The organism is Streptomyces sp. 3N207, assembly GCF_052246355.1.
Lineage (GTDB): Bacteria > Actinomycetota > Actinomycetes > Streptomycetales > Streptomycetaceae > Streptomyces.
The window spans coordinates 212213-236681 of record NZ_JBQQBV010000009.1; the positions used below are offsets into that span (position 1 = coordinate 212213).

24 protein-coding genes and 1 pseudogene are annotated in these 24469 nt (G+C 71.3%); 15 read left to right on the forward strand and 10 right to left on the reverse strand.

From position 1 onward, the window contains the following. The first annotated feature begins 87 nt into the window (after positions 1-87). On the forward strand, positions 88-1053 hold the full coding sequence (locus ACTWP9_RS16625) for a DUF5996 family protein (protein WP_443247017.1): 966 nt from the start codon (positions 88-90) through the stop codon (positions 1051-1053). A gap of 17 nt (positions 1054-1070) precedes the next feature. Here ACTWP9_RS16625 and ACTWP9_RS16630 read toward each other — a convergent pair whose 3' ends face one another. Next, on the reverse strand, positions 1071-1286 hold the full coding sequence (locus ACTWP9_RS16630; protein WP_443246932.1) for a hypothetical protein: 216 nt from the start codon (positions 1284-1286) through the stop codon (positions 1071-1073). A 314-nt stretch (positions 1287-1600) separates the two neighbouring features. Further along, positions 1601-2110, reverse strand: a pseudogene (locus ACTWP9_RS16635) (DinB family protein); the annotation flags it as partial. Between the two features lie 194 nt (positions 2111-2304). On the opposite strand from ACTWP9_RS16635, the gene ACTWP9_RS16640 reads away from it, so the two are divergent. Continuing rightward, positions 2305-2640: a YnfA family protein gene (locus tag ACTWP9_RS16640; protein WP_443246933.1), complete on the forward strand. Its 336-nt coding sequence runs from the start codon at positions 2305-2307 to the stop codon at positions 2638-2640. A 197-nt stretch (positions 2641-2837) separates the two neighbouring features. Here the strand turns inward: ACTWP9_RS16640 and ACTWP9_RS16645 are convergent, their stop codons facing one another. After that, a complete protein-coding gene (locus ACTWP9_RS16645; RefSeq protein WP_443246934.1) occupies positions 2838-3149 on the reverse strand; it encodes a hypothetical protein in 312 nt (103 codons plus the stop codon). Between the two features lie 251 nt (positions 3150-3400). Here ACTWP9_RS16645 and ACTWP9_RS16650 point away from each other — a divergent pair, with 251 nt between their 5' ends. Both ACTWP9_RS16650 and ACTWP9_RS16655 read left to right on the forward strand, forming a co-directional pair. Continuing rightward, a complete protein-coding gene (locus ACTWP9_RS16650) occupies positions 3401-4471 on the forward strand; it encodes a helix-turn-helix domain-containing protein (RefSeq protein ID WP_443246935.1) in 1071 nt (356 codons plus the stop codon). Between the two features lie 430 nt (positions 4472-4901). Then, a complete protein-coding gene (locus ACTWP9_RS16655; protein WP_443247018.1) occupies positions 4902-5357 on the forward strand; it encodes a GNAT family N-acetyltransferase in 456 nt (151 codons plus the stop codon). A 60-nt stretch (positions 5358-5417) separates the two neighbouring features. On the opposite strand, the gene ACTWP9_RS16660 is transcribed toward ACTWP9_RS16655, so the two are convergent. Both ACTWP9_RS16660 and ACTWP9_RS16665 read right to left on the reverse strand, forming a co-directional pair. After that, positions 5418-5612 carry a DUF1059 domain-containing protein gene (locus ACTWP9_RS16660; RefSeq protein ID WP_433103538.1) on the reverse strand — a complete coding sequence of 65 codons (195 nt, stop codon included), beginning with the start codon at positions 5610-5612 and terminating at the stop codon, positions 5418-5420. Between the two features lie 191 nt (positions 5613-5803). After that, on the reverse strand, positions 5804-6076 hold the full coding sequence (locus ACTWP9_RS16665; protein WP_443246936.1) for a hypothetical protein: 273 nt from the start codon (positions 6074-6076) through the stop codon (positions 5804-5806). A 124-nt stretch (positions 6077-6200) separates the two neighbouring features. Here ACTWP9_RS16665 and ACTWP9_RS16670 point away from each other — a divergent pair, with 124 nt between their 5' ends. Continuing rightward, the gene (locus tag ACTWP9_RS16670) at positions 6201-6815 is read left to right on the forward strand and encodes a TetR/AcrR family transcriptional regulator (protein ID WP_443246937.1); all 615 of its coding nucleotides are present in this window, start codon (positions 6201-6203) and stop codon (positions 6813-6815) included. 41 nt (positions 6816-6856) lie between these two features. Here ACTWP9_RS16670 and ACTWP9_RS16675 read toward each other — a convergent pair whose 3' ends face one another. After that, positions 6857-7579 carry a spermidine synthase gene (locus ACTWP9_RS16675; RefSeq protein ID WP_443246938.1) on the reverse strand — a complete coding sequence of 241 codons (723 nt, stop codon included), beginning with the start codon at positions 7577-7579 and terminating at the stop codon, positions 6857-6859. A gap of 112 nt (positions 7580-7691) precedes the next feature. Between ACTWP9_RS16675 and ACTWP9_RS16680 the strand changes: the two genes are divergently transcribed. Continuing rightward, positions 7692-8501 (forward strand): SGNH/GDSL hydrolase family protein, encoded by an 810-nt coding sequence (locus ACTWP9_RS16680; RefSeq protein ID WP_443246939.1) that lies wholly within the window; start codon positions 7692-7694, stop codon positions 8499-8501. Positions 8502-8535: 34 nt separating this feature from the next. Here the strand turns inward: ACTWP9_RS16680 and ACTWP9_RS16685 are convergent, their stop codons facing one another. Together ACTWP9_RS16685 and ACTWP9_RS16690 are read right to left on the reverse strand one after the other, a co-directional pair. Beyond that, a complete protein-coding gene (locus ACTWP9_RS16685) occupies positions 8536-9255 on the reverse strand; it encodes an ArsR/SmtB family transcription factor (RefSeq protein WP_443246940.1) in 720 nt (239 codons plus the stop codon). 119 nt (positions 9256-9374) lie between these two features. Beyond that, complete coding sequence (locus ACTWP9_RS16690; protein ID WP_443246941.1) at positions 9375-10847, reverse strand: GMC family oxidoreductase; 1473 nt, start codon at positions 10845-10847, stop codon at positions 9375-9377. 190 nt (positions 10848-11037) lie between these two features. Between ACTWP9_RS16690 and ACTWP9_RS16695 the strand changes: the two genes are divergently transcribed. The 3 genes from ACTWP9_RS16695 (at position 11038) to ACTWP9_RS16705 (ending at position 13745) form a co-directional block, all read left to right on the forward strand. After that, positions 11038-11985, forward strand: a complete 948-nt coding sequence (locus ACTWP9_RS16695; RefSeq protein ID WP_443246942.1) for an NADP-dependent oxidoreductase — start codon at positions 11038-11040, stop codon at positions 11983-11985. Between the two features lie 192 nt (positions 11986-12177). Next, the gene (locus ACTWP9_RS16700; protein ID WP_443246943.1) at positions 12178-13236 is read left to right on the forward strand and encodes a cation diffusion facilitator family transporter; all 1059 of its coding nucleotides are present in this window, start codon (positions 12178-12180) and stop codon (positions 13234-13236) included. Positions 13237-13271: 35 nt separating this feature from the next. Continuing rightward, positions 13272-13745, forward strand: coding sequence for a hypothetical protein (locus ACTWP9_RS16705; RefSeq protein ID WP_443246944.1), 474 nt, complete (start codon positions 13272-13274; stop codon positions 13743-13745). Between the two features lie 65 nt (positions 13746-13810). Here ACTWP9_RS16705 and ACTWP9_RS16710 read toward each other — a convergent pair whose 3' ends face one another. After that, positions 13811-14869 (reverse strand): aldo/keto reductase, encoded by a 1059-nt coding sequence (locus tag ACTWP9_RS16710; RefSeq protein ID WP_443246945.1) that lies wholly within the window; start codon positions 14867-14869, stop codon positions 13811-13813. A 204-nt stretch (positions 14870-15073) separates the two neighbouring features. Between ACTWP9_RS16710 and ACTWP9_RS16715 the strand changes: the two genes are divergently transcribed. The 6 genes from ACTWP9_RS16715 to ACTWP9_RS16740 all read left to right on the forward strand — a co-directional run bounded on the left by ACTWP9_RS16715 (position 15074) and on the right by ACTWP9_RS16740 (position 23595). Beyond that, positions 15074-16108 carry a YncE family protein gene (locus ACTWP9_RS16715; RefSeq protein WP_443246946.1) on the forward strand — a complete coding sequence of 345 codons (1035 nt, stop codon included), beginning with the start codon at positions 15074-15076 and terminating at the stop codon, positions 16106-16108. 191 nt (positions 16109-16299) lie between these two features. Continuing rightward, a complete protein-coding gene (gene rpmF / locus ACTWP9_RS16720) occupies positions 16300-16470 on the forward strand; it encodes a 50S ribosomal protein L32 (protein WP_443246947.1) in 171 nt (56 codons plus the stop codon). A gap of 6 nt (positions 16471-16476) precedes the next feature. After that, entirely contained in the window at positions 16477-17658 is a 1182-nt protein-coding gene (locus tag ACTWP9_RS16725; RefSeq protein ID WP_443246948.1) for a GTP-binding protein, read from the forward strand. Between the two features lie 228 nt (positions 17659-17886). Beyond that, positions 17887-20142 (forward strand): HelD family protein, encoded by a 2256-nt coding sequence (locus tag ACTWP9_RS16730; RefSeq protein ID WP_443246949.1) that lies wholly within the window; start codon positions 17887-17889, stop codon positions 20140-20142. Positions 20143-20251: 109 nt separating this feature from the next. Continuing rightward, positions 20252-22402, forward strand: coding sequence for an alpha-galactosidase (locus ACTWP9_RS16735; RefSeq protein ID WP_443246950.1), 2151 nt, complete (start codon positions 20252-20254; stop codon positions 22400-22402). A 116-nt stretch (positions 22403-22518) separates the two neighbouring features. After that, entirely contained in the window at positions 22519-23595 is a 1077-nt protein-coding gene (locus ACTWP9_RS16740; protein ID WP_443246951.1) for a glycoside hydrolase family 43 protein, read from the forward strand. A gap of 9 nt (positions 23596-23604) precedes the next feature. On the opposite strand, the gene ACTWP9_RS16745 is transcribed toward ACTWP9_RS16740, so the two are convergent. Next, positions 23605-24468: an alpha/beta fold hydrolase gene (locus ACTWP9_RS16745; RefSeq protein ID WP_443246952.1), complete on the reverse strand. Its 864-nt coding sequence runs from the start codon at positions 24466-24468 to the stop codon at positions 23605-23607. Position 24469 lies beyond the last annotated feature (1 nt).

Here is a 24469-nt window from a genome sequence, read left to right on the forward strand (position 1 = left end):
CGGTCCGCAGCTCTCGAGTTGTCGGCCCGCCGGACCGGGCCCACCATCGGGGGAGGGGCGGCGAAGGAGGTGGCGGTGGCAGAGCAGATGACGGTGCGCTCACGCAGCGCGTGGCCGAAGCTGCGGGTGGCGGACTGGACCGGGACCCGCGACACCCTCCATATGTGGGCGCAGGTCATCGGCAAGATCCGCCTCGCCCACGCTCCCCTGGTCAACCACTGGTGGCAGGTAACGCTGTACGTCACCCCACGAGGGCTCACGACATCGACGATCCCGTACGGCACCGGCGCCTTCGACATCGAGTTCGACTTCATCGACCACCAGCTCCACATCCGCACCAGTGAGGGAACCGCACGCCGGCTGGAACTGGAGCCCAAACCCGTCGCGCAGTTCTACGACGAGACCCTGCGGGCCCTGCACGAGCTGGGCGTCGAGGCACCGATGCAGCCGTGGCCCAACGAGGTGGAGCAGGCGATCCCGTTTCCCGAGGACACTGTCCACGCCTCCTACGATCCGCAGGCAGCCCACCTGTTCTGGCGTCAGCTCCTCCAGGCCCACCGGGTGCTGGGACAGTTCCGCGCCCGCTTCGTCGGCAAGGTCAGTCCGGTGCACTTCTTCTGGGGCGCCATGGATCTGGCCTGCACCAGATTCTCGGGCCGCCCGGCGCCGACCCACCCGGGCGGGGCGCCGCACTGCGGGGACTGGGTGATGGTGGAGGGCTACTCCCGGGAGTTGAGCAGCTGCGGCTTCTGGCCCGGCGGCGGTGAGGAGGGCGCCTTCTACGCCTACGCCTATCCCGAGCCGGACGGCTTCCGGGACCACCCCGTCCTTCCGGCCGACGCCTTCTACAGCGAGCAGAACGGCCAGTTCCTGCTGCCGTACGAAGCAGTACGCACCGCCGGCGACCCGGATCGCGTACTGACCGAGTTCCTCCAGACCACCTATGAGGCAGCAGCCGAGCACGGCGGCTGGAACCGCGCCGAGTTGGAGGACGACCCGCACCGGTGGGACCGGCAAGGCCGGTCAGGACCCGCCGGCCGACAGCACGGCTAGCCCTCGGGCCCGGGGGCTCAGGACTGCCGGACCTGCCCGCGTCCACCCCGCGCAGCCTGCTGGTCGTACGCCGCGGCGGGCTCCGGCATGGTGAGGACCTTCGCCAGTGGCAGCCCCGCACGCGCGGACACCTCGACGCACTCGCGTACCTCGCGCATGGTGCGCGGCCGGTGGCCCGGACCGTCGCCGCAGCACAGGCAGGTGGGGTGGAAGCGCAGCCCGGCGTCGAGCACGGCGGCGAGCGCCCGCCAGCCGTCCCGGTCCCGCCGCGGCGGTACCGCCAGCTGCGTACCGGCATCCGTCAGGGGCCGCCCGCACTCCGGACACGGTGCGGGTGACCCGTTGCGCTTGTAGGACGCCCGGCAGTCCACGCACACATGATGGGACTGCCGCGTCCCTGGATTTCCGTACGCCATCCCCCGAAGGTACGCCGCACGCCCGCGCCCCCGACACCCGATTTCCCTCGCTGAACCGCACGCCGCCCGGCCCTCTCCGGAGCTCGGCGACCTCCGGAACACCGAGCCGGAAAGGGGCCTCGAGGCCAGGCGCCGGTGGCCCCGTCGATGCGCTCGCGGAGGAAGTCGGCGTGACCGTTGTGGCGGGCGTATTCGGCGATCATGTGGGTGTGGATCCACCGGAGGCTCACCTGGCCGCCCATGAAGGGGGCGGTGTCGTCCAGTTGCCGGGTGGCACAGTTGGCGCGGGCCTGAGCGATCTCGCTCTGCCAGGTGGCGTGGGCGGTTGCGAACGAGATCTCGTCGGAGAGGCCGAACCCGTCGTCGCGACCGCCGGAGTCGGCGGACCGGGGCGGGTAGATGGGCGGAACGTCCTCTTTCATCAGCACGCGGCGGAACCAGTTGCGTTCGACCTCGGCCATGTGCTGGACCAGGCCGAGCAGGGTCAGCGGAGAGGGCGGGACGGAGGTGCTGCGCAGCTGCTCCTCGGTGAGGCCCTCGCACTTGATGGCCAGCGTCACCCGGTAGAAGTCCAGCCAGCCTTCCAGAGTCGTGCGCTCGTCGGCGTCGAGGGGCGGCATCGGCCGTTCAGCAGTCGTCATGGACGCGATCCTGCCCGCACGGTGTGACAACGCCCCTGGCGGGCGCCCGCAGAATGCCCCCGAAGTGCCGGCCGTCGGCAGTGCCGGCCGTCGGCGTCCGGTCCGGATCGCGTGCGTCTCAGCAGCCGGACACTGGCCCGGCACGGCATGCTGGAGTCGATTCCCCGCCCCCCGTCTGCCGGAAAGACCTCGCTGTGCTTGTTGCCCGCTCCATCGCCCTGTTCGCCGTCGCCGCGCTCTTCGAGATCGGAGGGGCCTGGCTGGTCTGGCAGGGCCTCCGGGAGCACAAGGGGTGGCTCTGGATCGGTGCGGGCGTCATCGCGCTCGGCCTGTACGGAGTGGTGGCGACATGGCAGAGCGACGACAACTTCGGGCGCATTCTCGCGGCGTACGGAGGGGTCTTCGTCGCCGGGTCGATCGCCTGGGGCATGGTCGCCGACGGCTACCGGCCCGACCGGTTCGACGTCATCGGCGCGCTGATCTGCCTCGCCGGGATGGCAGTCATCATGTACGCACCACGCGGACACTGAACCGCTGACCGGGTCGTCGGCGGACTCCGGACCTCGCCGGGCCGGTGGGAGCGCGCCACAGCGAAACCCCTGCCGTAGCGAGACGACAGGGGCGATACGTCAGGGGCGATACGTCAGGGACGGGGTGCCGTGCGCCGACGGAGGCGAGGCGGAGACGGGGACGGAAGACCGGGCGGGAAGCGGGGCGGTCGGACGGTTCAGCTGGCGAGCGACGTGTCGTCGCCGGCGTCCTTGTCCGTGTCGGACAGCTGCGTCGGGTCGCCGCCGTGGAACTCCGGGTCGATCGCGTTCGCCGCTCCCAGAGCTGTGAGGATCCAGGCGTCTTCCCGAGTCCGGAGTCGCGCGGCCTCGCGATGGGCCAGCGCCGCTTCCAGTTCGTCCAGCGCGGTGTCGAGCCGGGCGCTGTCCTTTCCGGCCGCGGCGTCGCGGACGCGCTGCCGTGCTTCGTTCACGCCCGCGTTCGCGTCCTCGTACAGGGCGTCGAGCTCGGATTGTTTCGGGTCAGCCATGTGTCCAGCGTACGCGCCGCGAATCTTCGCAGTCGCGCGGCCACGGTTGCGGACGTTCCAGCTGTTGTACTTCGCCCAGTTGCACGGACGACGCCTGGCCCGGCGGCGGTTCGGCCGGTCGCTGCGTACCGGTCTCTTGTACCGAAGAGTGCAAGGATCTGACCCGCTGCGGACCGCGGACCAGCCGTACCCTGCGGCGGCAGCGTCGCGTGACAGTAGTCAGGCGGGCAGCGGTCTGATAGGGGTACCGCATGGATTTCCAGGAGAAGACCGGGTTACCGCGTGCTCAGGACGTCTCCGAGTTCCTGGAGGGCCTGCGGCAGCTCAAGGAGGCGTCGGGCCTTACGCTGCGGCAGCTGGAGGAGCGGGCTGCCGCGGCCGGTGACTACCTTCCGCGCAGCACTCTCTCATCCATGCTCAGCGGCAGGAGGCTCCCCAGGCCCGAGCTCCTTGCCGCGTTCCTCCGCGCCTGCGGCCACGAGCAGCACCTGACGGCCTGGCTCCGGACACGTGACGCCCTCGCCCGGGGCGAGGCCGACGACGCCGACGGCTCCCCGGGCGGAGCCGGTGCGTCCGGTGCCGCCGCCTCCAGCAGGGACGACGGCGCTCCTGCTGACCCCAGCACTCCCGCGGGCGGCGCCGACGCACCCGCATCGGCCACCGGTGCCCCCCGGATCCGACGGCTACCGCGGCACTTGCTGCGGCCCCGCCTGCTGGTCCCGCTCGCGGTCGCGGTACTGCTCGCCGCCACGGCCGGAGTGCTCGGCACCCGCGGTGACGACTCCGGCGGTGACAAGCCCCGGCCCCGCTCCGCGGCTCTCACGGACGCCGCGGAGGACTCCTCCGCCGGCGAGACCGGAGCGGCGACCGACGTGCCGCGCGGTGCGGTGCGGCTGCGTCCCCTCTCGGCCCCACGCCTGTGTGTGACCGACGGACACGTCCCGGACAGGCGATACGACTCGCAGGTCGCCGTGCAGCGCCCCTGCGACCGGACGCAGCCGCAGACGACCGAGCTGACCCCGGAGCCGGGCAGCAAACGGCACCGCATCCAGTGGCACCACCCCGAGTTCGGCACCGGCTGCCTCAAGGTCCTCGGTACCGGGCCGGGCAAGGATCTCCTGGAGCCCTGGGACGCGTGCGACCGCGCCGACCTCTTCCGCCTCGTACCCGCACGGGGCAAGGGCGCGTACGTCCTGCGGACGGAGGACGGCCGCTGTGTCGGTATCGCGCGCCCCCTGACCGCCGAGGGCACGGAGGCCGTCGCCCAGCGCTGCACCTCGGGCCGACACCAGATGTTCCGTATCGAGTCCGCGAGCGAATGACCGACTGTCGGCCGCGCGGTGGGCGCTCGCCCGACCGCGCGACGCCGTTGGTGACCGATGACCGACGACCGGCCGTCCCTCACCCCCCGTGGTTGAGGGACGACCAGTTGCCCGGCAGCAGCCGCACCGGAGGAAGTACCGCATGGCCCGAATCCTTCGCCGTGGCTGCGGCCGACGGAAGAGCAATGTGCTGTCCCGGACGGCGGTCCCCTGTCTGTGCAGCTCAGCGGTGTCAGTACGCCTTGTCCCGGACAGGCGGACAGCGGCCGACTTCCTTCCCGTAGTACGGCCGTCCCGAAACAAGTGGCTTCGCCCGGTGCGATCAACTTAGCCTCGGCGGCGAGCAGCCCAGCTCGCAGAGGACAGGGCCGGTGCCGCGGCTCCCCGAGGCACGGTCCACGCGACCCGGAGGTAAGCGAAGTTGAGCAGGTTGATCATCGCCGTGGACGATCTCTCCGGCCCGGAGATAGCCGAGTTCCTCGAAGAGCACGTCCAGCAGATGCGGTCCCTCACACCGCTGGAGAGCAAGCACGCGCTGGATCTCGACGGCCTTCGGAAGCCGGAAGTGACGTTCTGGTCGGCCTTGGAGGAGGACACCCTGGTCGGATGCGGCGCCCTCAAGATGCTGGATCCGTCCCACGCGGAACTGAAATCGATGCGCACCAGACCGATCCGGCAGCGAAGCGGGATCGCATCGATGTTGCTGCGGCACATCATCGCCGAGGCCGAGGCCATGGGTTTCACCCGGCTGAGCCTGGAGACCGGATCGGCCGAGTTCTTCCTGCCGGCGCGCAGGCTGTACGAGAAGTTCGGATTCCAGTACTGCGAGCCGTTCGCCGACTACCGGCCGGATCCGAACAGCGCCTTCATGACCAGGACGATGTGAAGCGGGGCCTGAGTGGGCGAGGGCCCGGACAGCCGGGCCGCCTCCCAGAAGAGCGGACGATCAGGCAGTCTGCGGTGTCTTCTCGTCCTTGAGCATCTTGCGCAGTTCCTCGCGCAGCTCGGGCGAGTCGGTGTGACCGTGGACGGAAGCCGCGTGCTCGGCGGCGGCCCGGACCACCTCGTCCTCCTCACCGGCAATGGTGAGCGTGCAGTTCGACTCGCTCGGGTAATCCCGGCAGTCCGCTACCTTGCGCATCAAGGGCACCTTCTTCCCCTCTGGCGTGGTACCTCTCTCTTCAGGGTCGCGCGGCGGTCCCGACCAGGCAAACGTCGAACCGGCCCGCCCCTGGACCAGGTCGGCAGCCGTCCCCGTGATCCGTACGGCGAGCCCCTGGGCTGTCCGGTGCGGGTGCGCGCGCTGCCTGTCCAGCGGTTGGCCTGCGGCCCTCAGGGGCGGCGGGCCGCGCGCTTCCTCGTGGAGTGGCGACGCCCCACCACTGCCAGCAGGGCGGTGCCCGCGAAGCCGACCAGGAGGGTTGCCCACTCGGGCAGATGGGCTGCGCGTAGCAGGCCCGCGACGCCGAAGCTGGTGTCCCACCCGGCCTCCGTGACGGCGGAGCCGAATCCCTGGACGACGAGGATGGTGCCGAACAGCAACAGCAGTCCCTGCCCCGATGTGGTGTCCGGCTTCTTGGATCGGTTCTTCAGCTGGTTCGCCATGGCGGGCTGTTCCTCCGGTGTCGGTGCAGCAGTGGTGGGCGCATCGGTTCCGATGCGGTCGCATCACATCGTGCCGGGAGAGTCGATACGATGCAAGTGCATCAGAACGCGAGAGGAGTGGACCGTGCCCAGGCAGGTCGACCATGAGGACCGGCGCAGAAGGATCGCGGAGGCGGTCTGCACCCTGATCGCGCGCTCCGGCATGGAGGCGGTCAGCCTTCGCGATGTCGCCGCGCAGGCCGATGTGTCCATGGGGGCAGTCCAGCGCAGCTTCCGCACCAAGGAGGAGATGCTTCTCTTCGCGCTGGAACACCTCACCCAGTACGTCAGCGAACGGGCCGAACAGCGCATTGCCGCGACCTCCACACCGCAGGCCGCGGCCACCCTGCTGTCCCACACGCTGGCCGAACTCGCCCTCCTGGACGAGGAGTCCAGGCGGGAAGCACACGTCTGGCTCGCCTTTGTCGCCCATGCTCCGGCCAGCGAGAAACTGGCCGCCGTCCTGCACGACACCTACGGCAAGCTCCACGAGTTGATCGCCTGGCTTCTCCGGTACGGCCAGGACACCGGAGAGGTCGCCGAACACCTCGACCCCGCTCGTGAAGCACACGCGCTCCTCGCCCTGGCCGACGGCCTGACCGCCCACGTCGTCGCAGGCCACCACTCATCCGCCACGGCGCTGGCCATCCTCCGGCACCAGGTCGACCAGCTGCTGGAAACTCCACCCGGCCACGGCTGACGCCCGGCCGGATGTTGGCCTCCGGCTCCCCGCGCTCGCGGCTATGACGCCGGGGTGCGGGCCACGTAGACGGTGTTGGCCGACTTACCACCGAGCAAGGGATTGTCGAAGGTGACGGTGTGGGCCCGGGCGCCCGGGAACACTTCGGCGAGGTCGGTGGTGAAACGCTGCTCCGGCGGATCGTCCGACCACAGGGCGAAGACGCCACCGGGGTGCAGATGCCGGGCGAGGCGGCGCAGACCGGCGGGCTCGTAGAGGGCCGCGTTGCTCGGCCGCAGCACGTGCTGCGGCGAGTGGTCGATGTCCAGCAGGATCGCGTGGAAGCGCCGCTGCGGCGCTTCCGGGTCGAAGCCCTCGGGGTCGGCGGCGAGGGCGAAGAAGTCCCCGTGCACCGGACGGAACCGGGCGTCCCCGAACAAGCGGGCGCCCACCGGCACCAGCTGCCGCTCATGCCACTCGATCACTTCGCCGAGTGCCTCGACCACCAGGAGCGAGCGCACCCGAGGGTCTCGCAGCGCCGCCTCTGCGGTGTAGCCCAGGCCGAGTCCGCCTACGACGACGTCCAACTCGCCCTGAGGTGCCTCGGCCAGCCCCAGCCGGGCCAGCGCGACTTCGCCCTCCGTGAAGAGGCTGGTCATCAGGAAGTCGTCGTCGAGCTTGACCTCGTACACGTCCGCGCCGGAGGCAGGGTCCCGACGGCGCCGCAGGCTGATGGCTCCCAGTCGGGTCGGTCGCCAGTCGAGCTCCTCGAATCGTGCGCTCACTCGGCAAACCTACCTTGATCAGGGCCGGTGCCGGAGCACCCTGCAAAACCCACCGGGCGTCCGGTGCACCCCGCTTTCGTATGTGTCGGTCCGCTTTGATGAAATGCGTATCGTGACAGGTGCGACAGGTAAGTGGTCATCGGATACGGCAACCCCTATCGCCTCGTACGCAGCGATCGGGGACAGCTTCACCGAAGGTGTCGGAGATCCGGGACCCGACGGAGTCTTCGTCGGCTGGGCCGACCGGCTCGCCCTGCTTCTGGCGGGACAGGCCCCCGGCGGCTTCCGCTACGCCAACCTGGCCGTACGCGGGCGGCTGTTGGGCCAGATCATCGCGGAGCAGGTGCCCCGCGCCAAGGAACTCGCCCCCGATCTGGTGACGTTCTGCGCCGGCGGCAACGACATTCTGCGGCCCGGCTCGGACCCGGACGCCCTCGCCGACCGCTACGAAGCCGCGCTGACCGAACTGCTCACCAGCGTCGGCACCGTGGTGGTGTGCACGGGCTTCGACACCCGCAACTTTCCGCTGCTGCGCCACCTTCGGGGCAGGATCGCCACGTACAACGGCCATCTGCGCGCGGTCGCCGACCGGCACGGCTGCCCTGTGCTCGATCTGTGGTCGCTGCGGGGCGTCCAGGACCGCAGGGCATGGGACGAGGACCGCCTCCATCTGTCTCCCGAGGGACACCGGCGCGTCGCGATGCGGTGTGCCGAAGTGCTGGGCATGGAACCGCCCGCGAGTCCGGACGAGCCCTGGCCGGCCGTACCGGGCCTCGCCGCCACCTCACGCCGGGACGATCTGTACTGGGCCCGCCAGTATCTGCTGCCCTGGATCGGCCGTCGGCTGCGCGGCGAGTCCTCCGGCGACAACATCCGGGCCAAGCGCCCCGATCTCCTCCCGCTGCACACCCCGGAGCCGTGACGCGCGGCCCGGAGGGCTCGCTGCTGCGGAGGACTCACTTCGGCGAGAGGAGCTCGTCCGGCAGGCCGAGGTGGTCGTAGAGGGCGCGCCGGCCTGCGGGCGTGACGGTCACCGCGCGGGTGGTGCCGATACGGGTGATCCATCCCGCGGTGAACGCGTGGCGGCACAGGGCGGCACCGACGGCGCCTGCCAGGTGGGGGCGGCGTTCGGTCCAGTCCAGGCACGACCGCACCGACGGCCTGCGCGTGCCGGCCGGAACGGCGATGCCCAGTGCGTCGAGCCAGGCGTCCCCCTCGCCGGTGAGCCGGAGACCGTTGTCCCAGTCCAGCAGGCCCCGCTCGGCCAGCGCGTCGGTGAGCGCGACCCCGACGGTTCCGGCGAGATGGTCGTAGCAGGTGCGGGCGTGCGCGAGGGCCTGCCGACGGCCGGCCGCCGACAGCGTGCGGGGCGGCGTGCGGCGCTGGGGCGCCAGCACGGCGAGGTTCTCGACCAGCTCGGCGACGTGCGGGTCGGCGAGCCGCACATAGCGGTGCCGCCCCTGCCGCTCCTCGATGAGCAGGTTTCCGCCGACGAGCGCGTTCAAGTGCTCGGTCGCCGTGGATGCGGCCACCCCCGCATGACGGGCCAGCTCGGTCGCCGTCCACGCCCGGCCGTCGAGCAGGGCCAGACAGAATCCCGCCCGCGTGCCGTCGGCCAGGAGCTTGGCGACGGAGGCCAGGTCGGGGCCTGCTGCGTGGCTGTGCGGGACTCTCATGCCCCCGATTATCGCTTGCGTACCCGGCAATGGGGCTGCGCCCCGTAAGGAGCGCGGGGAACTGCTCCCCCAGCCGCAGTCCGCGACGCTTCGGACAGGGGCGCCCCCTCCCTGCGGTGTCAGGGAGCGCACAGCTCCGCGAGGGCCATGGTGGTCAGATTGGTGTTGGCGCCGGGGAGCGTCGGCATGACCGAGGCGTCGATCACGTACAGGCCCTCGGTGCCGTGGACGGCTCCCGAGGCGGAGACCACGGCCTCGGGGTCGTCCGCCCGGCCCGCCCGGCAGGTTCCCGCCGCGTGCTGGTAACCGGCGACGAGCCGGCGACAGGCGTCCGCCACCGCGTCGTCGTCCTCGGCGTCCCGGCCGGGAACGCGTTCGCCGCCCAGCAGACCGGCGAGCGGCGGGGCGTCCAGCAGCCGCCGGGCCAGCCGTACGCCTGCCGTCATCTCCCGCAGGTCCGCCTCCTCCCGCAGCAGAGCCGGGTCGATCCGGGGTGGATCGTCCGGACGGGACGAGCGCAGCCACAGCCGCCCGCGTGAGCGCGGACGGAGCACGGCGACGAACACGTTGAGCGTTGCGCCGCCGTCCTCGGTCGCATGTGGCCCCTCGGGAAAGATGTGGTGGCCGGGGAGGACGAGGAACGCCTGGAGCACCGGGTCGGCGGCCCGCACGGACACGCCCGTGACTGCGTACTCCAGCGTCACCGTCGGATGGTCCTGGAGGTTTCCGCCGACGCCGGGCAGGCCCACCAGCGGATCGATGCCTGTCTGCCGCAGATGCGCGGCCGGACCGATGCCCGAGCGCATCAGCAGCAGCGGACTGCCGTACGCACCGGCGGCGAGGACCACCTGGTCGGCGTGCAGGGCGGTGCCCGCGGTGTCGGCGAGCCGCACACCGGTCGCGCGGTGGCCGCGCATCAGTACCCGGTCGACGGTGACACCACCCCGCACCGTCAGATTGGAACGGGTACGGGCAGCGGCGAGATAGGTGAGCGCGGTGCTCTGCCGCACCCCGTGACGCCGGTTGACCGGCACGGGACCCGCGCCCAGCCCGTCCGGCGCGTTGTGGTCCGGCGTACGGGTCTGGCCGTCGTAGGAACAGGACTCCAGGAACGCCCGCTGCAACGGGGTCAGCGCTCGCTCCGGGTACCGGCCGACGGGCACCGGGCCGTGCGCACCGTGCCAGGGGTGGGTGCCGAAATCCAGGTCCGTCTCGACGCGGCACAGGGAGGGCAGCAGCAGCGGATACGACCACTCGGGCACGCCCTGCCGCGCCCAGAAGTCGTAGTCCCCGGGCGTTCCACGCAGCGCGATCGCGGAGTTGATCGCGGAGGACCCGCCCACGAGCTTGCCGCGCGTCAGCGCCACGCTGCGGCCGAGAGCGTCCGGTTCGCTCCGGTAACCCCAGTCGTGCGTGTGGGTCGAGGCGGGGCTCAACGCCACGTCGTACGGCTGGTCCTCGGCTCGGGCGCCGTAGTCCGGGCCCGCCTCCAGCAGCAGCACCGACCGCGCCGGGTCCTCGCTCAGCCGGTTGGCCAGCACGCCGCCGGCCGAGCCGGCCCCGACGATGATCACATCCCAGCCCTCGGCCATCTGCCTCCTTCTGCGTACGCCCCTTCCGGCCTTCCCCGCACGGCGCTTCCGGCCGGGGGAACGGTGTTACGTATCACCGCAGTGGGTTAGGGGTGGAGGAGGGGACGCATGCGACTCCTGTGACCCACGCCAGAGACCGGAATTGATCGACGAAACTGTCGACGGAACTGATCGAAAGGGAGCGACGACCATGGGCGAAGGCCACTCCACCGGCGACACGATGCAGGCGATGACGTACGAGTGGTTCGGCGGCACGGAGGTGCTGTCGGTGACGCGGCAGCCGCTGCCCAAGGTGGGGCCGGGGGAGGTCCTCGTCCGGGTGCGGTGCGCGGCGGTCAACCCCGTCGACTGGAAGCTCATGTCGGGCGGGCTGCGGGACCTGATGGACACCGTCTTCCCCGTCGTACCCGGCTGGGACGTCGCGGGCGTCGTCGAACAGGTCGGCATCGACGCACCAGAGTTCTCCGTCGGGGACGAGGTGATGGCCTATGCCCGCAAGGACTATGTGCACGGCGGGACGTTCGCCGAGTTCGTCAGCGTGCCCGTACGCTGCCTGGCCCGCCGGCCGTCCTCGCTCTCCTGGGAGCAGGCGGCGGGTCTGCCGCTGGCCGGCCTGACGGCGTACCAGACGCTCACCCGGCTCGGTACCCGCGAGGGCGAGACGGTGCTGATCCACAACGCGGCAGGGGGAGTCGGCTCGCTCGGCGTGCAGATCGCTCGCGCCCTCGGCGCCCGCGTCATCGGCACCGCCTCACCGGCCAACCACGAGCGGCTGCGCGAACTCGGCGCCGAGCCGGTCGCCTACGGCGACGGCCTTACCGACCGGGTGCGCGAGATCGCCCCGAACGGAGCCGATGTGGTGGCCGACTTCGTCGGCGGCGTCCTCGACGCCACGCTCGGTGTACTGGCCGAGGGCGGCCGGCACGCCTCGATCGCGGACAACACGGTGACGGAGGCGGGCGGCCAGTGGATGTGGGTACGCCCCAGCAGCGGCGACCTGACGGAGCTGGCCGACCTTGCCGACGCGGGCAAGCTGACGGTGCGGGTGGCGGAGACGTTCCCGCTCACCCGGCTGGCCGACGCGTTCCAGCTGAGCCAGGAGGGCCATGTGCACGGGAAGATCGTCGTGACCCCCTGACGGCAATGCAGCACCCGGCGCGGCGCACTGCAACGGCCACGGGGCCGAAGACCTCCTGCCGGACGAGCGGCACGCCCTCGCACGCCCTCCTCCGGCTCCGGGCGCCGCTGAGTAATTGCGAGGGCATCGCAGCTGGTCAGACCCCGTAAGACCGCTGTAGCCGCAATCGGATTTCTGTGCCACCGTGCCGTCATGGAGGGCAGAGAGCACACCCACAGCCACACTCACCACCATCACCGCTCGTACGCCTCCCGGCTGCGCCACCAGTTGGCCCACCTGGTCACACCGCACAGCCATGAGGCGGCGGACAAGGTGGATGCGGCGATGGAGACCTCCCGGGAGGGGATGCGCACCCTGTGGATCTCGCTGGCCGTCCTCGGTGCGACCACGGTCCTGCAGGCGGTGATCGTCGCCTTGTCCGGGTCGGTGGCGCTGCTCGGGGACACGATCCACAATGCGGCCGACGCGCTGACCGCGGTGCCGCTGGGCATCGCCTTCGTGCTGGGGCGGCGGGCGGCCAACCGCCGCTACACCTACGGTTACGGCCGGGCCGAGGACCTGGCCGGCGTGCTCATCGTCGCCACGATCGCCGCGTCGGCAGCGCTGGCCGCGTGGGCGGCGGTGGACCGGCTGCTCGACCCGCGGGAGATCACGCACCTGTGGGCGGTCGCCGGCGCGGCGCTGGTCGGATTCGTGGGCAACGAGTGGGTCGCCCGCTACCGCATCCGCACCGGCCGGCGGATCGGATCGGCTGCCCTGGTCGCCGACGGGCTGCACGCCCGCACCGACGGATTCACCTCGCTGGCCGTCCTGTTGGGCGCGGGCGGCGCCGCGCTCGGCTGGCGGTTCGCGGACCCGGTCATCGGTCTGCTGATCACGGTCGCCATCCTGTTCGTCCTGCGGGACGCCGCCCGGGAGGTCTACCGGCGGCTGATGGACTCCGTCGACCCCGCACTGGTCACCACCGCGGAGTCGGCGCTGCGCGCGGTGCCCGGCGTCCGCGGCGTGGGACAGGTGCGGATGCGGTGGATCGGCCACACGCTGCGTGCGGAGGCCGATATCGTCGTCGACGCCCATCTGACGGTCGTCACAGCCCACGGCCTGGCCGTGCAGGCGGAGCTCGCCCTGATCCACGCGGTGCCCCGGTTGACCGCCGCGACGGTGCACACCGACCACACCCCCCTCGGCAACGATCCGCACGCTCCCCTCGCCCACCACGCCGCCCGCGCCCACAGCCCTGCGGCTCCGTAGAGTGAGCAGGCCGGGCGATCGACGGGGGAGAGGCCGTGGACATCACCGTTCAGTGGATACGGACGACCTGGACGAAGCAGTCCCGGGGCGGTGAGGCCGCCGCGCGCAGGAACGCGGCCCCGGTCGGCTTCACCGTTCCGCCGCTGCGGCCGTCGTCCGCACATGTGGTGCGGATGCACGAACGGGACGGCTTCGAGCCCTACGACCGGCAAGAGGACCGGCGCAAGGTCGACGTCGAGCTACGGGAGGCGGACGGCCGGCTGCGCGTCCTGCCCCGGGTGCGCCCCTTGTTCGCCCTGCCACCCCGACGGCGCCGGCCCCCGGCCGTGCGGCTGCTCCCCGGCCAGTGGGTCCGCTGGCAGCTCAACTACCGCTTCAGCAGCGCAGCCGGGATGCAGGACTGGTCGTACTGGCTGGATACGTTCAACATCGCCTACGGCCCGATGGACGCCGAGGCGTTTCTGGCAGCGCCCACGGTTTCCGTCGACGAACGAGGACCGCTCCGGTAGCCAGGGCGGACCGGACGATCGGGCTCCTGGCACAGGAGCCCGAACTCCCGGCGTTCTCCCGGGCGTCAGGCTTCTCCGTCCCGGCTGCGACGGTGCAGCGCGCGGTCCGGAGTTCCGAACCTGGCGGCGGCGAGCCGGGCCTGGTGCCAGTGCGGGTAGATCAGCTCGGGAGCGCTCACCTTGTCGAGCCGTTCGAGGTCCGCCGCGTCGAGGCGGACGTCCACGGCACCGAGGTTGTCCCGCAACTGCTCGTCGTTGCGGGCGCCGATGACCAGAGTGGTCACCCCGGGCTGCGCGAGCAGATACGCGAGGGAGACCTGGGCGGGTGAGACGCCGTGCGCGGCGGCGATGTCGACGACGGTCTCGATGGTGTCGTACAGCTTCTCCTCGTCCCGTACCGGCGGTTCGTCCCAGTCGGTCAGATGCCTGCCGCCGTCGGCCTGTTGGCCGCGCCGGTACTTGCCGGACAGCAGCCCGCCGGCCAGCGGGCTCCACACCATGATCCCGAGTCCCTGGTCGAGCGAGAGCGGCACCAGCTCGTATTCAGCGTCGCGGGACTCCAGCGAGTAGTAGATCTGGTTGCTGACGAAGCGCTGGTAGCCGTGCGCATCCGCGACGCCGAGCGCCTTCATCAGCTGCCACCCCGAGTAGTTCGACACCCCGAGATAGCGGACCTTCCCCGACCGGACCAGGGAGTCCAGCGCCTCCATGGTCTCCTCCAGCGGGGTGAGACCGTCCCACTGATGGACGTGGTAGATGTCCAGATGGTCCGTGCCCAGCCTGCGCAGGCTGCCCTCGACCTGATCGATGATGTGATGCCGGGACAGCCCCTGGTCGTTGGGGCCGTCTCCCATGGGCATGCGCACCTTGGAGGACAGCAGAAGACGCTCCCGGCGGCCCTTGACCACCTCGCCGAGGATCTCCTCGCTGAGCCCGGAGGAGTAGATGTTGGCCGTGTCGAAGACATTGACGCCCGCGTCCAGACATATGTCGATCTGCCGCCGCGCCCCGGCGACGTCCGTGGAACCGACGTTCCCGAACACGTCCCGGCCACCGAACGTCATCGTCCCCATGGTCAGGACCGAAACCCGCAGGCCGGAACGGCCCAACTGCCTGTACTCCATCCAAGCTCCCCTGCTCTGTGTGCTGAACCTCCGCCGTGCGGCGGCCGGCACTCGGCGTCTACCACGTGCGTGACCGGCCCATTCGAAGTTCAACCTTCAAGTTTTGATCTGGTGAGCAGTGGCGCATGCAATTGCGCCTGGCGCAAGGACACTTTGCGGAGATTGCACTGGAATCAGCTGTCCAGGTGTCGCAGAGTGCTGGTCATGTCCAACAACGACTTCCTGGCCGTTGTGAGCCAGAGCGGGCCCAGTGTCACGTTCTTCTCCGTCGGCCCGTACCGCGAACTCAACAGGGTCGAGCTGCCCAGCGAACCGCACGAGCTCTGCTTCGACCCGGCGCGCCGGATGCTGTACTGCTCGATCACTTACCGTTCCGGCTACTACCACAGCAACGCGGGACGAGCCCACGAGATCGCCGTGATCGACCCGGACGAACAGCGGGTGGTCGATGTCATCGATCTCACCCCGGAGCACGCGCCGCACGGTCTCGTCCTGGACCGCGACCGCGATGTCCTCTACACCAGCGTCGAAGCGACGGACTCCGCTCCCGGCGCGCTGCTCGCCCTCGACCCCGTCTCCCGGAAGGTGTTGCGCCGTATCCCGGTCGCGGCGCCCGGCCCGCACTGGTTCACGGTGACACCGGACGGACGGCACGCGTATACGGCCAACAAGGAAGCGCCGTACGTCTCCGTCGTGGAACTGGAGGCGGGAGAGCTGCTGGACCGCATCCCGGTGCCGGGCAGCGAAGGCATCGACATCTCCCCAGACGGCCGGTACGTGTTCGTGGCAACCCCGAAAGGTGACTTCTCCGCCGCGGCACCGGCCGACGCCGGAATCGTGGTGATCGACACAGCTCGGCAGCGAATCGTCCGCACGCTTCCGACGCAGGGCGTCAACTTCCCCGTCCACACGACGAGTCAAGGGCTGGTGCTCACCGGCGAACTGCGCATGGCACCGCCGGATTCCGCCGCGGGAGGGCTCGGCACCCAGGTCAACGGCGTGCTCAACGTCTACTCCCGGCCGGACTCCGACGCAGAGCTGCTGGGCCGGGTCGAGGTGGGCAGGTTCCCGCTGACCGTCACCTCGTCTCCCGACGGCTCCGTGGCCTACGTCGCCAACGTGCTGTCCTCCTCGGTCACGGTGGTGGATCTGCCGGCCCTGCGCCCCCTCGCCACGCTGCCGGTCTCAAGTGGCGGCGAGCCGGGCGCACACGGGCTGGCGTACATCCCGGCGGCCTGAGCGCAGTCCCTCCGGTCGTGAGCCCCGGCCGGGCAGGTGGTGTCAGAGGTGCTGATCCCCTCGTGCTGACAACTCCCGCATCGTCGCTGCGGCCACCGACAGCGGCTCCTGCGGGCGGCTCGGCACTGAATTGCTCATGAAACTCATTTCCATTAACCTGCCGAGGTCGTCACCACACCAGGAGGTTTCTCATGGCCGTGCCCAAGCGGAAGATGTCCCGCAGCAACACCCGGCACCGCCGGTCGCAGTGGAAGGCCGAGACGCCGCAGCTCGTGCCCGTCACGGTCGACGGAAAGGTTCACCGGGTGCCGCAGCGGCTGGTCAAGGCATATGAGCGCGGCCTGCTGCGACCGGAGGACTGAGTAACGGTGAGGCGCGACCGGCTGCCCGTCACCGTGCTTTCCGGCTTTCTCGGCGCGGGAAAGACCACCTTGCTCAACCACGTCCTGGGCAACCGGCAGGGCCTCCGGGTGGCGGTGATCGTCAACGACATGAGTGAGGTCAATATCGATGCCGCACTCGTCCGCGGCGGTGAGGCCGCCCTGTCCCGGACCGAGGAACGCCTGGTCGAGATGACCAACGGCTGCATCTGCTGCACCCTGCGCGACGACCTCCTGGAGGAGGTCGACCGGCTCGCGCGCGAGGGCCGTTTCGACTACCTGCTCATCGAGTCCAGCGGCATCTCGGAGCCCATGCCGGTGGCCGCCACCTTCGCCTTCCCGCGCGACGACGGGGCCACGCTCGGCGAGCTCGCCCGGCTCGACACCATGGTCACCGTCGTCGATGCGGCGAACTTCCTCCCGGAGCTCGCCGGAGGCGACGGGCTGGTGGAGCGAGGGCTCGATCAGTACGACGGTGACGAGCGGACCGTCAGCGATCTCCTCACGGACCAGGTCGAGTTCGCCGACGTCATCGTGCTCAACAAGCTCGACCTCGTCGACGCCGCAGCAGCCGAGCGCTTGCGGGCCGCACTCGCCCGGCTCAACCCGGCGGCCCGGATAGTCCCCTCCCGGCACGGGCGGGTGGACCTGCACGAAGTCCTCGGGACGGGGCTGTTCGACCTCGACCGTGCCTCACAGGCCCCCGGCTGGGTCCGCGAACTCAACGGCGACCATGTGCCGGAGACCGAGGAGTACGGAATCTCCAGCATGGTCTTCCGCTCCACCCGGCCTTTCCATGCCGGGCGGTTGTGGGAGTTCGTCACCGAAGGACTCGACGGCGGCGCATTCGGCCAAGTGCTGCGTTCCAAGGGCTTCTTCTGGCTGGCCGACCGTCCGCACGTCAGCGGCCTGTGGTCGCAGGCGGGCTCGGTGGCCCGGTTCGAGCCGGCCGGCGTCCGGGATGAGGCGGACCGGGGACAGGAGCTGGTGTTCATCGGCTCCGGGCTGCGCCCCGAAGCGCTCCAAGCGGCGTTGAGCGCCTGCCTGCTCGCCGAGGGCGAGAGCGCTCCGGCCGATGACCCCTTTCCGGAATGGGACACGTACGGCATCGACGACGCCTGCGCCCATGAGAACCACGGTCAGGACGACCGTGCGGAGGCGCTCGCCTGAGCCATCAGTCCTCGGGGCCGGTTCTGAAGCCCGGTCTCGATACGGCCCGCGTCCGGTGAACGCGGACATGGAAAATCCCCGGTGCCGCATTGCGGCCCGGGGATTTCCTTGGCTATGCTCGGCGTTTCTGTGTGTCGGAACGCAGAGAAGGCCCTTCGGAAAGGGCCGCCAGCTGAAAAGGACTGTACCGGGCAGGGAGCCGTTTTGTCAAACCGGGGAAGCGCTGAGTTGCAGCACGAGCAGGACTACATCGACCACCTCTATGCGCGGGTCGATGCACTGCGTGCGCAGACCGCGTCGGCCGTCGAGGAGGCGCAGCAGCCGGACGGCAACACTCGGCAGGCGCGAGTCGAGCGGGACGTACGCGTCGCGGAGCGCTCGGGTCTGCTGGCCGCGCTGAACGCGGTGGACGGCTCGCTGTGCTTCGGCCGTATCGACCTCACCGACGGCGCCTCGCACCACATCGGCCGTATCGGCATCCGCGAGGACGACACCGAGCGCACGCCGATCCTCATCGACTGGCGGGCTCCGGTCGCCCGCCCGTTCTATCTCGCCACCGGGCACACCCCCATGGGCCTGCGCCGGCGGCGGCACATCACCACCCACGGCCGTACGGTCACCGAACTGCACGACGAGCTGCTCGACCTGGGTGACGCGGAACGCACCGGCCACGAGGACCCCAGTGGTGACACCGTCCTCCTCGCCTCCCTCGACGCGGCCCGCACCGGCCGGATGAGCGACATCGTGCGCACCATCCAGGCCGAGCAGGACCGCATCATCCGGGCTCCGCACTCCGGCGTCCTCGTTGTGGAGGGCGGCCCCGGAACCGGCAAGACCGCCGTCGCGCTGCACCGGGCCGCGTTCCTGCTCTACGAGCACCGCGAGTTGCTCGCCAAGCGGGCGGTACTGATCGTCGGCCCGAACCCGGCGTTCCTCTCCTACATCGGTGAAGTGCTGCCCTCGCTCGGTGAGACCGGTGTGCTGCTGGCCACCCTCGGCGAGCTGTACCCGGGCATCGAGGCACGCGGCACCGACAGCCCGCGCGCCGCCGTGGTCAAGGGCCGCGCCGAGATCGCGGAGGCCCTGCGGCTGGCCGTACGCGACCGGCAGCAGGTGCCCGAGCCGGGTGAGCCGATCGTCGTCCCGCACGACGACGGCGATCTCGTACTCGACTGGCATCTCGTCGACGAGGCACGCGAGGCCGCCCGCGCCATGCGGCTCCAGCACAACCTCGCCCGCCCGCACTTCGCCTTCCGCATCATCGACGCGCTCACGGCGCAGCTCGTCGAACGTATCGGAACCGACCCCTACGGCGGCCCCAACCTGCTGGGCCCGGACGACGTCGCGCAGCTCGGCAAGGCCGTCGCCGCCAGCCCGGACGTGCACGCGGCGATCGGGCAGTTGTGGCCCGAGCTGACGGCCGAGGAGTTCGTCGCCGACTATCTGGCCGAACCCACCCATCTGCCCGAGGATGACGCTGCCGCGATCCGCCGCCCGGTCACCTCACCGGTCGACTGGACCCCGGCGGACGTACCGCTGCTCGACGAGGCTGCCGAACTGCTCGGCGAGGACGACAGCGCACAGCAGGCGGCGGCCGAGGCCGAACGCCAGGAGCGGATCGCGTATGCGGAGGGAGTGCTGGAGGTCGCCCGCGGTTCGGAGTCGTTCGAGTTCGAGGACGCCGAGTCGGAGATCCTCGCCGCGCACGACATCATCGACGCGGAGCGCATGGCGGAGCGCCACGAGGAGGCCGACCACCGTACGGCGGCCGAACGGGCCGCCGCCGACCGCACCTGGGCCTTCGGGCACATCATCGTCGACGAGGCGCAGGAACTGTCCCCCATGGCCTGGCGGTTGCTCATGCGGCGCTGCCCGACCCGGTCCATGACGCTGGTCGGCGATCCCGTGCAGACCGGCGAGGAGGCCGGGGTCGGCTCCTGGGAGGACATCCTCGCCCCTTACGTCGCGGACCGCTGGGAGCACACCCGGCTCGGCGTCAACTACCGCACCCCCGCCGAGATCATGGAGCTCGCCGCCGCCGTCGTACGCGCCCGGCAGCCCGGCTTCGAGCCGCCCTCCTCGGTCCGCTCCACGGGTACACGCGCCTGGGTCGGGCAGGTGGCCGGCGGGCTGCCGGACGCGGTCGCCGAGGCGGCGCGGGCGCAGACCCCCGACGAGGGCCGGTTGGCGGTCATCGCGCCCCGCCGCCTGCACGAGGAGCTGGCCGCCCGGCTGCCCGGCGTGGTCGCAGGCGCGGAGCCGGACCTCACCCAGCACCTCGTCCTGCTCGCCCCCCGCCAGGCCAAGGGCCTCGAGTTCGACCGTGTCCTGGTCGTCGAGCCCGCCGAGTTCGGTACGAGCGACCTCTATGTCGCCCTCACCCGCGCCACCCGGACCCTCGGCATCCTGCACGAGGCGCCGCTGCCGACCGGGCTGGCGGAAGCGCTGGGTACGCATAGCGAGAGCGAGACACCGAGGCCGTGAGCGCCGTTCCGGCGGCGAAAGTTTCGCGTCGCCGGGCAAGGCTTCTCCGCACGGTACGAACGGTGCGAGCGTGGGGCGGCGTATTCCGCGCATTTAGGAGGGCCGTCCCATGTCCGAAGCCGTCGTACTGCCGGAGAGCTGGGGCGGGCCCGGAGGGATCACGCTGCACTTCGCCCGCACCTCCGGCGGACAGGTGCTGCTCGGCGGACTCGGCGCCCTCGGGGACGGGGCCGCCCGTGCCGCGCTTCCCCTCGTCGAGGTCGCGCTCGCGGGGGAGGGCAGTAGCGGCGCCTCCGGCAAGCGGCACGTCGACGGGGCGGCCGGCAGACGGCTGCGCTACGTCCGGCACGAGGTGGACCCGGGCCAACCGCACGACCCGGCGGACCCCCGCCATCTCGTCGTCCATCTGACCGACCCGGAGAGCCGGCTGCGGGTGGCCGCGCACTATCTCCTCGGCGACCCCGGGGTGCCCACGCTCCGCACCTGGGCCGAACTGCGGGCGGGCGCACGCGCGGTGACCGTCGAGCGGGTGTCCTCGTTCGTGTGCGGCGGGGTGGCCGGGCTGCTGGGCGCCGGGTCCGCATGGGAGCGGGAGTTGCGGGTGTGGACGGCGCGGAATCCGTGGAGCGGCGAGTACCGGTTCGCCGGGGCGCCGCTCGGCGACCTCGGGGTGCCGGACGTGGGGATGACGCGGTTCGGGCAGACGGGAACGAAGAGCCGTGCCGCGTGGACCAGTTGCGGTGCCTGGCCGTCGTCGGAGTGGCTGCCGACGGGGTGGGTGGCCGGGCCCACGGGGGTGCTGGCCTGGCAGATCGAGCACAACGGCTCCTGGCACGCCGAGCTGGGTGACCGGTACGACGACGTCTATCTGCTGCTGTCGGGCCCGGCCTCCCGAGAGCACCAGTGGTCCGTACGGCTGGAGCCCGGCGAGTCCTTCCGCACCGTCCCCGCCACCGTCGCGCTCGCGCCCGACCGGGAGGCGGCGCTCGGCGCGCTGACGCGGCACCGCCGGGCCACCCGTCGGCGCCCGCACCACGATCACCGGCAACTCCCCGTCGTCTTCAACGACTTCATGAACTGCCTGATGGGCGACCCGACGACGGAGCGGCTGCTGCCGCTGATCGAAGCGGCGGCCGAGACGGGCGCCGAGGTGTTCTGCGTCGACGCCGGGTGGTACGACGAGGAGCGGCGCGGTGAAGGGCCCGGCGGGGTGCCCGGGTGGTGGGACGGCTTGGGAGCCTGGACCCCGGCGCGTTCCCGGTTCCCCGGCGGCCTCGCCGAGGTGACCGACGCGATCAAGGCCGCGGGGATGGTGCCGGGGTTGTGGCTGGAGCCGGAGGTCGTCGGGGTGCGCAGCCCGGTCGCCGACGCGCTTCCCGAGGCGGCGTTCTTCCGGCGCGGCGGGCGGCGCTCCGCCGAGTGGGGGCGCCACCAGCTCGACCTGCGGCATCCCGCAGCGCTCGCGCATCTCGACTCCGTCGTGGACCGGCTGGTTGAGGAGTTCGGACTCGGCTACCTCAAGCTGGACTACAACATCGACATCGGCGCGGGCAACGAAAGCGCCCCGCACGGCCCGGGGCACGGGCTCCTGGAGCACAACCGCGCCCACCTCCGCTGGCTCGACGGCCTGCTGGAGCGGCATCCGCAGCTGACGATCGAGGGCTGTGCGGCGGGCGGGATGCGCACCGACCATGCCACCCTCGCGCACGTACAGCTCCAGTCCCTCACCGACCAGCAGGACGAACTCCTGCTGCCGCCCATCGCCGCGGCGGCGCCCGCCGCCGTACCGCCGGAACAGGGCGCGATGTGGGCGTATCCCCGCCCCGGGCACGGTCCGGAGGAGGTTGCGTTCTGCATGGTGACGGCCATGCTCGGGCGCATCCAGCTGAGCGGGCGCGCCGATCTGCTGGACGCGGGACAGCGGGCACTGGTCGCCGCCGCGGTCGCCGCTTACCGCTCCTATCGCACGCTGCTGCCGCAGGCCGTGCCCCGCTGGCCGCTCGGGCTGCCCGGCTGGCGCGACAACTGGCTGGCCCTCGCGCTGGATACGCCGGGCACCACGCTGCTCGCCGTCTGGCGCCGTGCGGGCGCACCGAGCGCGTGTGTGGTGCCGCTGCCGCCGGGTGCGGAAGAGGTGACCACCGTCTATCCAGGGTTCCCCGAGGGGGAGGTCCGGCTGACGCCGGGCGGTGAGGGGCTGCACGTCACGCTGCCGAGCGCGCCCGCGGCGCGGCTGGTGCGGGTGCGTACGGCCGGGTGAGCCGAGCCCGCGAGACGGCGCCGAAAATTTTCGGGTCCGTCCCGCGCCGCTGACCTCGCCCCACGCGGACCGTAACGTCCCGACCGACCCGCCGTCCCCTCCGAGGAGTGACTTACGTGACCAGCCGCAGGACCGTACTGAAGGGAGCGGCCGGTGCGGCCGCCGGGATCGGGCTCGCCGCGCTCGATACGACCGGAACGGCCCGCGCGGCAGGCGCCCCGCCCACCGCCGCCGCGCCCACCTACGCCAACCCCCTCGTACGGCAGCGCGCCGACCCCCTCATCCTGCGGCACACCGACGGCTTCTACTACTTCACCGCGACCGTCCCCGAGTACGACCGGATCGTGCTGCGCCGCGCGAAGACCGTCAACGGGCTCGCTAACGCACTGGAGAAGGTGCTCTGGCGGGCGCACGACAGCGGCGAGATGGCGAACCACATCTGGGCGCCGGAGCTCCACTTCGTCGACGGCGCCTGGTACATCTACTTCGCCGCCGGCAGCTCCCACGACCAGTGGGCGATCCGCCCGTACGTCCTGGAGAACACCTCCGCCGACCCCTTCCGGGGCACCTGGACCGAAAAGGGCCGGATCCGGACGCAGTGGGAGAGCTTCTCCCTGGACGCCACCACCTTCGTGCACCGGGGCACCCGCTATCTCGCCTGGGCGCAGCACGACCCCTCGCAGAACAACAACACCGACATCTACCTCTCCGCGATGGAGAACCCCTGGACCCTCACCGGGCCCCAAGTACGGCTCTCACGCCCGGAGCTGAGCTGGGAGACCATCGGTTTCTCCGTCAACGAGGGGCCGTTCGTACTGCAACGCAACGAACGGGTCTTCATGACCTACTCCGCCAGCGCCACCGACGCCAACTACTGCATGGGCCTGCTCACCGCACCGGACGACGCCGACCTGCTCGATCCCGCCTCCTGGACGAAGAACAAGGAACCGGTGTTCACCAGCAACGACAGTACGAGCCAGTACGGGCCGGGGCACAACTGCTTCACCGTCGCCGAGGACGGAAAGACCGACCTGCTCGTCTACCACGCGCGGCAGTACAAGGAGATCGAGGGCGACCCGCTGAACGACCCGAACCGGCACACCCGCGTCCAGGCACTGGGCTGGAAGTCCGACGGCACCCCCGACTTCGGGATCCCGGTCGCCGACTCCTCCCGGCGCGGGCAGCGTGCGTGAGCGGGCCTGTCAACTCGGGCAGCCCGGGCCGGGCCCCCGTCGAGCGGCGGTACGCCACCGCGGGCACGGGCTCCGGCGGCTGAGCCCGCCACTTCCCCGTACCGAAGGCGGGAGCTCAGCCGTCCACTCGGCGACCAGCGCGACCAGCGTCTCCGGTCGCTCCTCGTGCAGATAGTGCCCGCACTGCGGCCACGCCACGACGCGCGAGCCGGGGAGCGACGGCAGCTCCCGCTCCCACGCCGCCGCTCGCTCGGACGCGTACACCGCGAGCACCGGGCAGCGGCGGCGCGCGAGGTAGCGGCGCGCGGCCGGACGAGACCCGAAGGAGCCGGGCGCCAGGTACAGCTGCTCACGGCAGGCCGCCAGGATCTGCGGGTCCATGGCAGCCATCAGCCGCAGATGCCGTTCACGCGCGGACGCGGGAATGCGCGGGGAGAGGGCGCCGCGGACGAACTCCACCGCCCATGAGGCCCCCTCGGTGCGCAGCGCCCGCTGTTCGTCCGGCAGCCTTCGCAGCTCGTCCGCGTCGGCGCCGTACGCCGGGTCGAGCACCACCAGCGCCGTCACCAGCTCCGGGTGCTCGACCGCGAGCGCGGTGACGATCTGGCCGCCCATCGAGTGCCCGACGGCGGTGACGGCCCCGGCGCCGGTCCCGCGCAGAAGCGCGGCGAGGTCGGCGGCGAACTCCCGTGGAGACCAACTGCCCTTGCCCGGGGGCGTACGGCCGTGGCCGCGCAGCTCCGGCACCAGGACCCGCCGGCCCTGCCCGGCCCAGGCCCGTGCGAGGGGCCGCCACTCGTGCCCGTCGCCGCCCCAGCCGTGGACGAGCAGCAGCGCGGGTCCCGCACCCGGCCCGAACGTGTCGACGTGCACC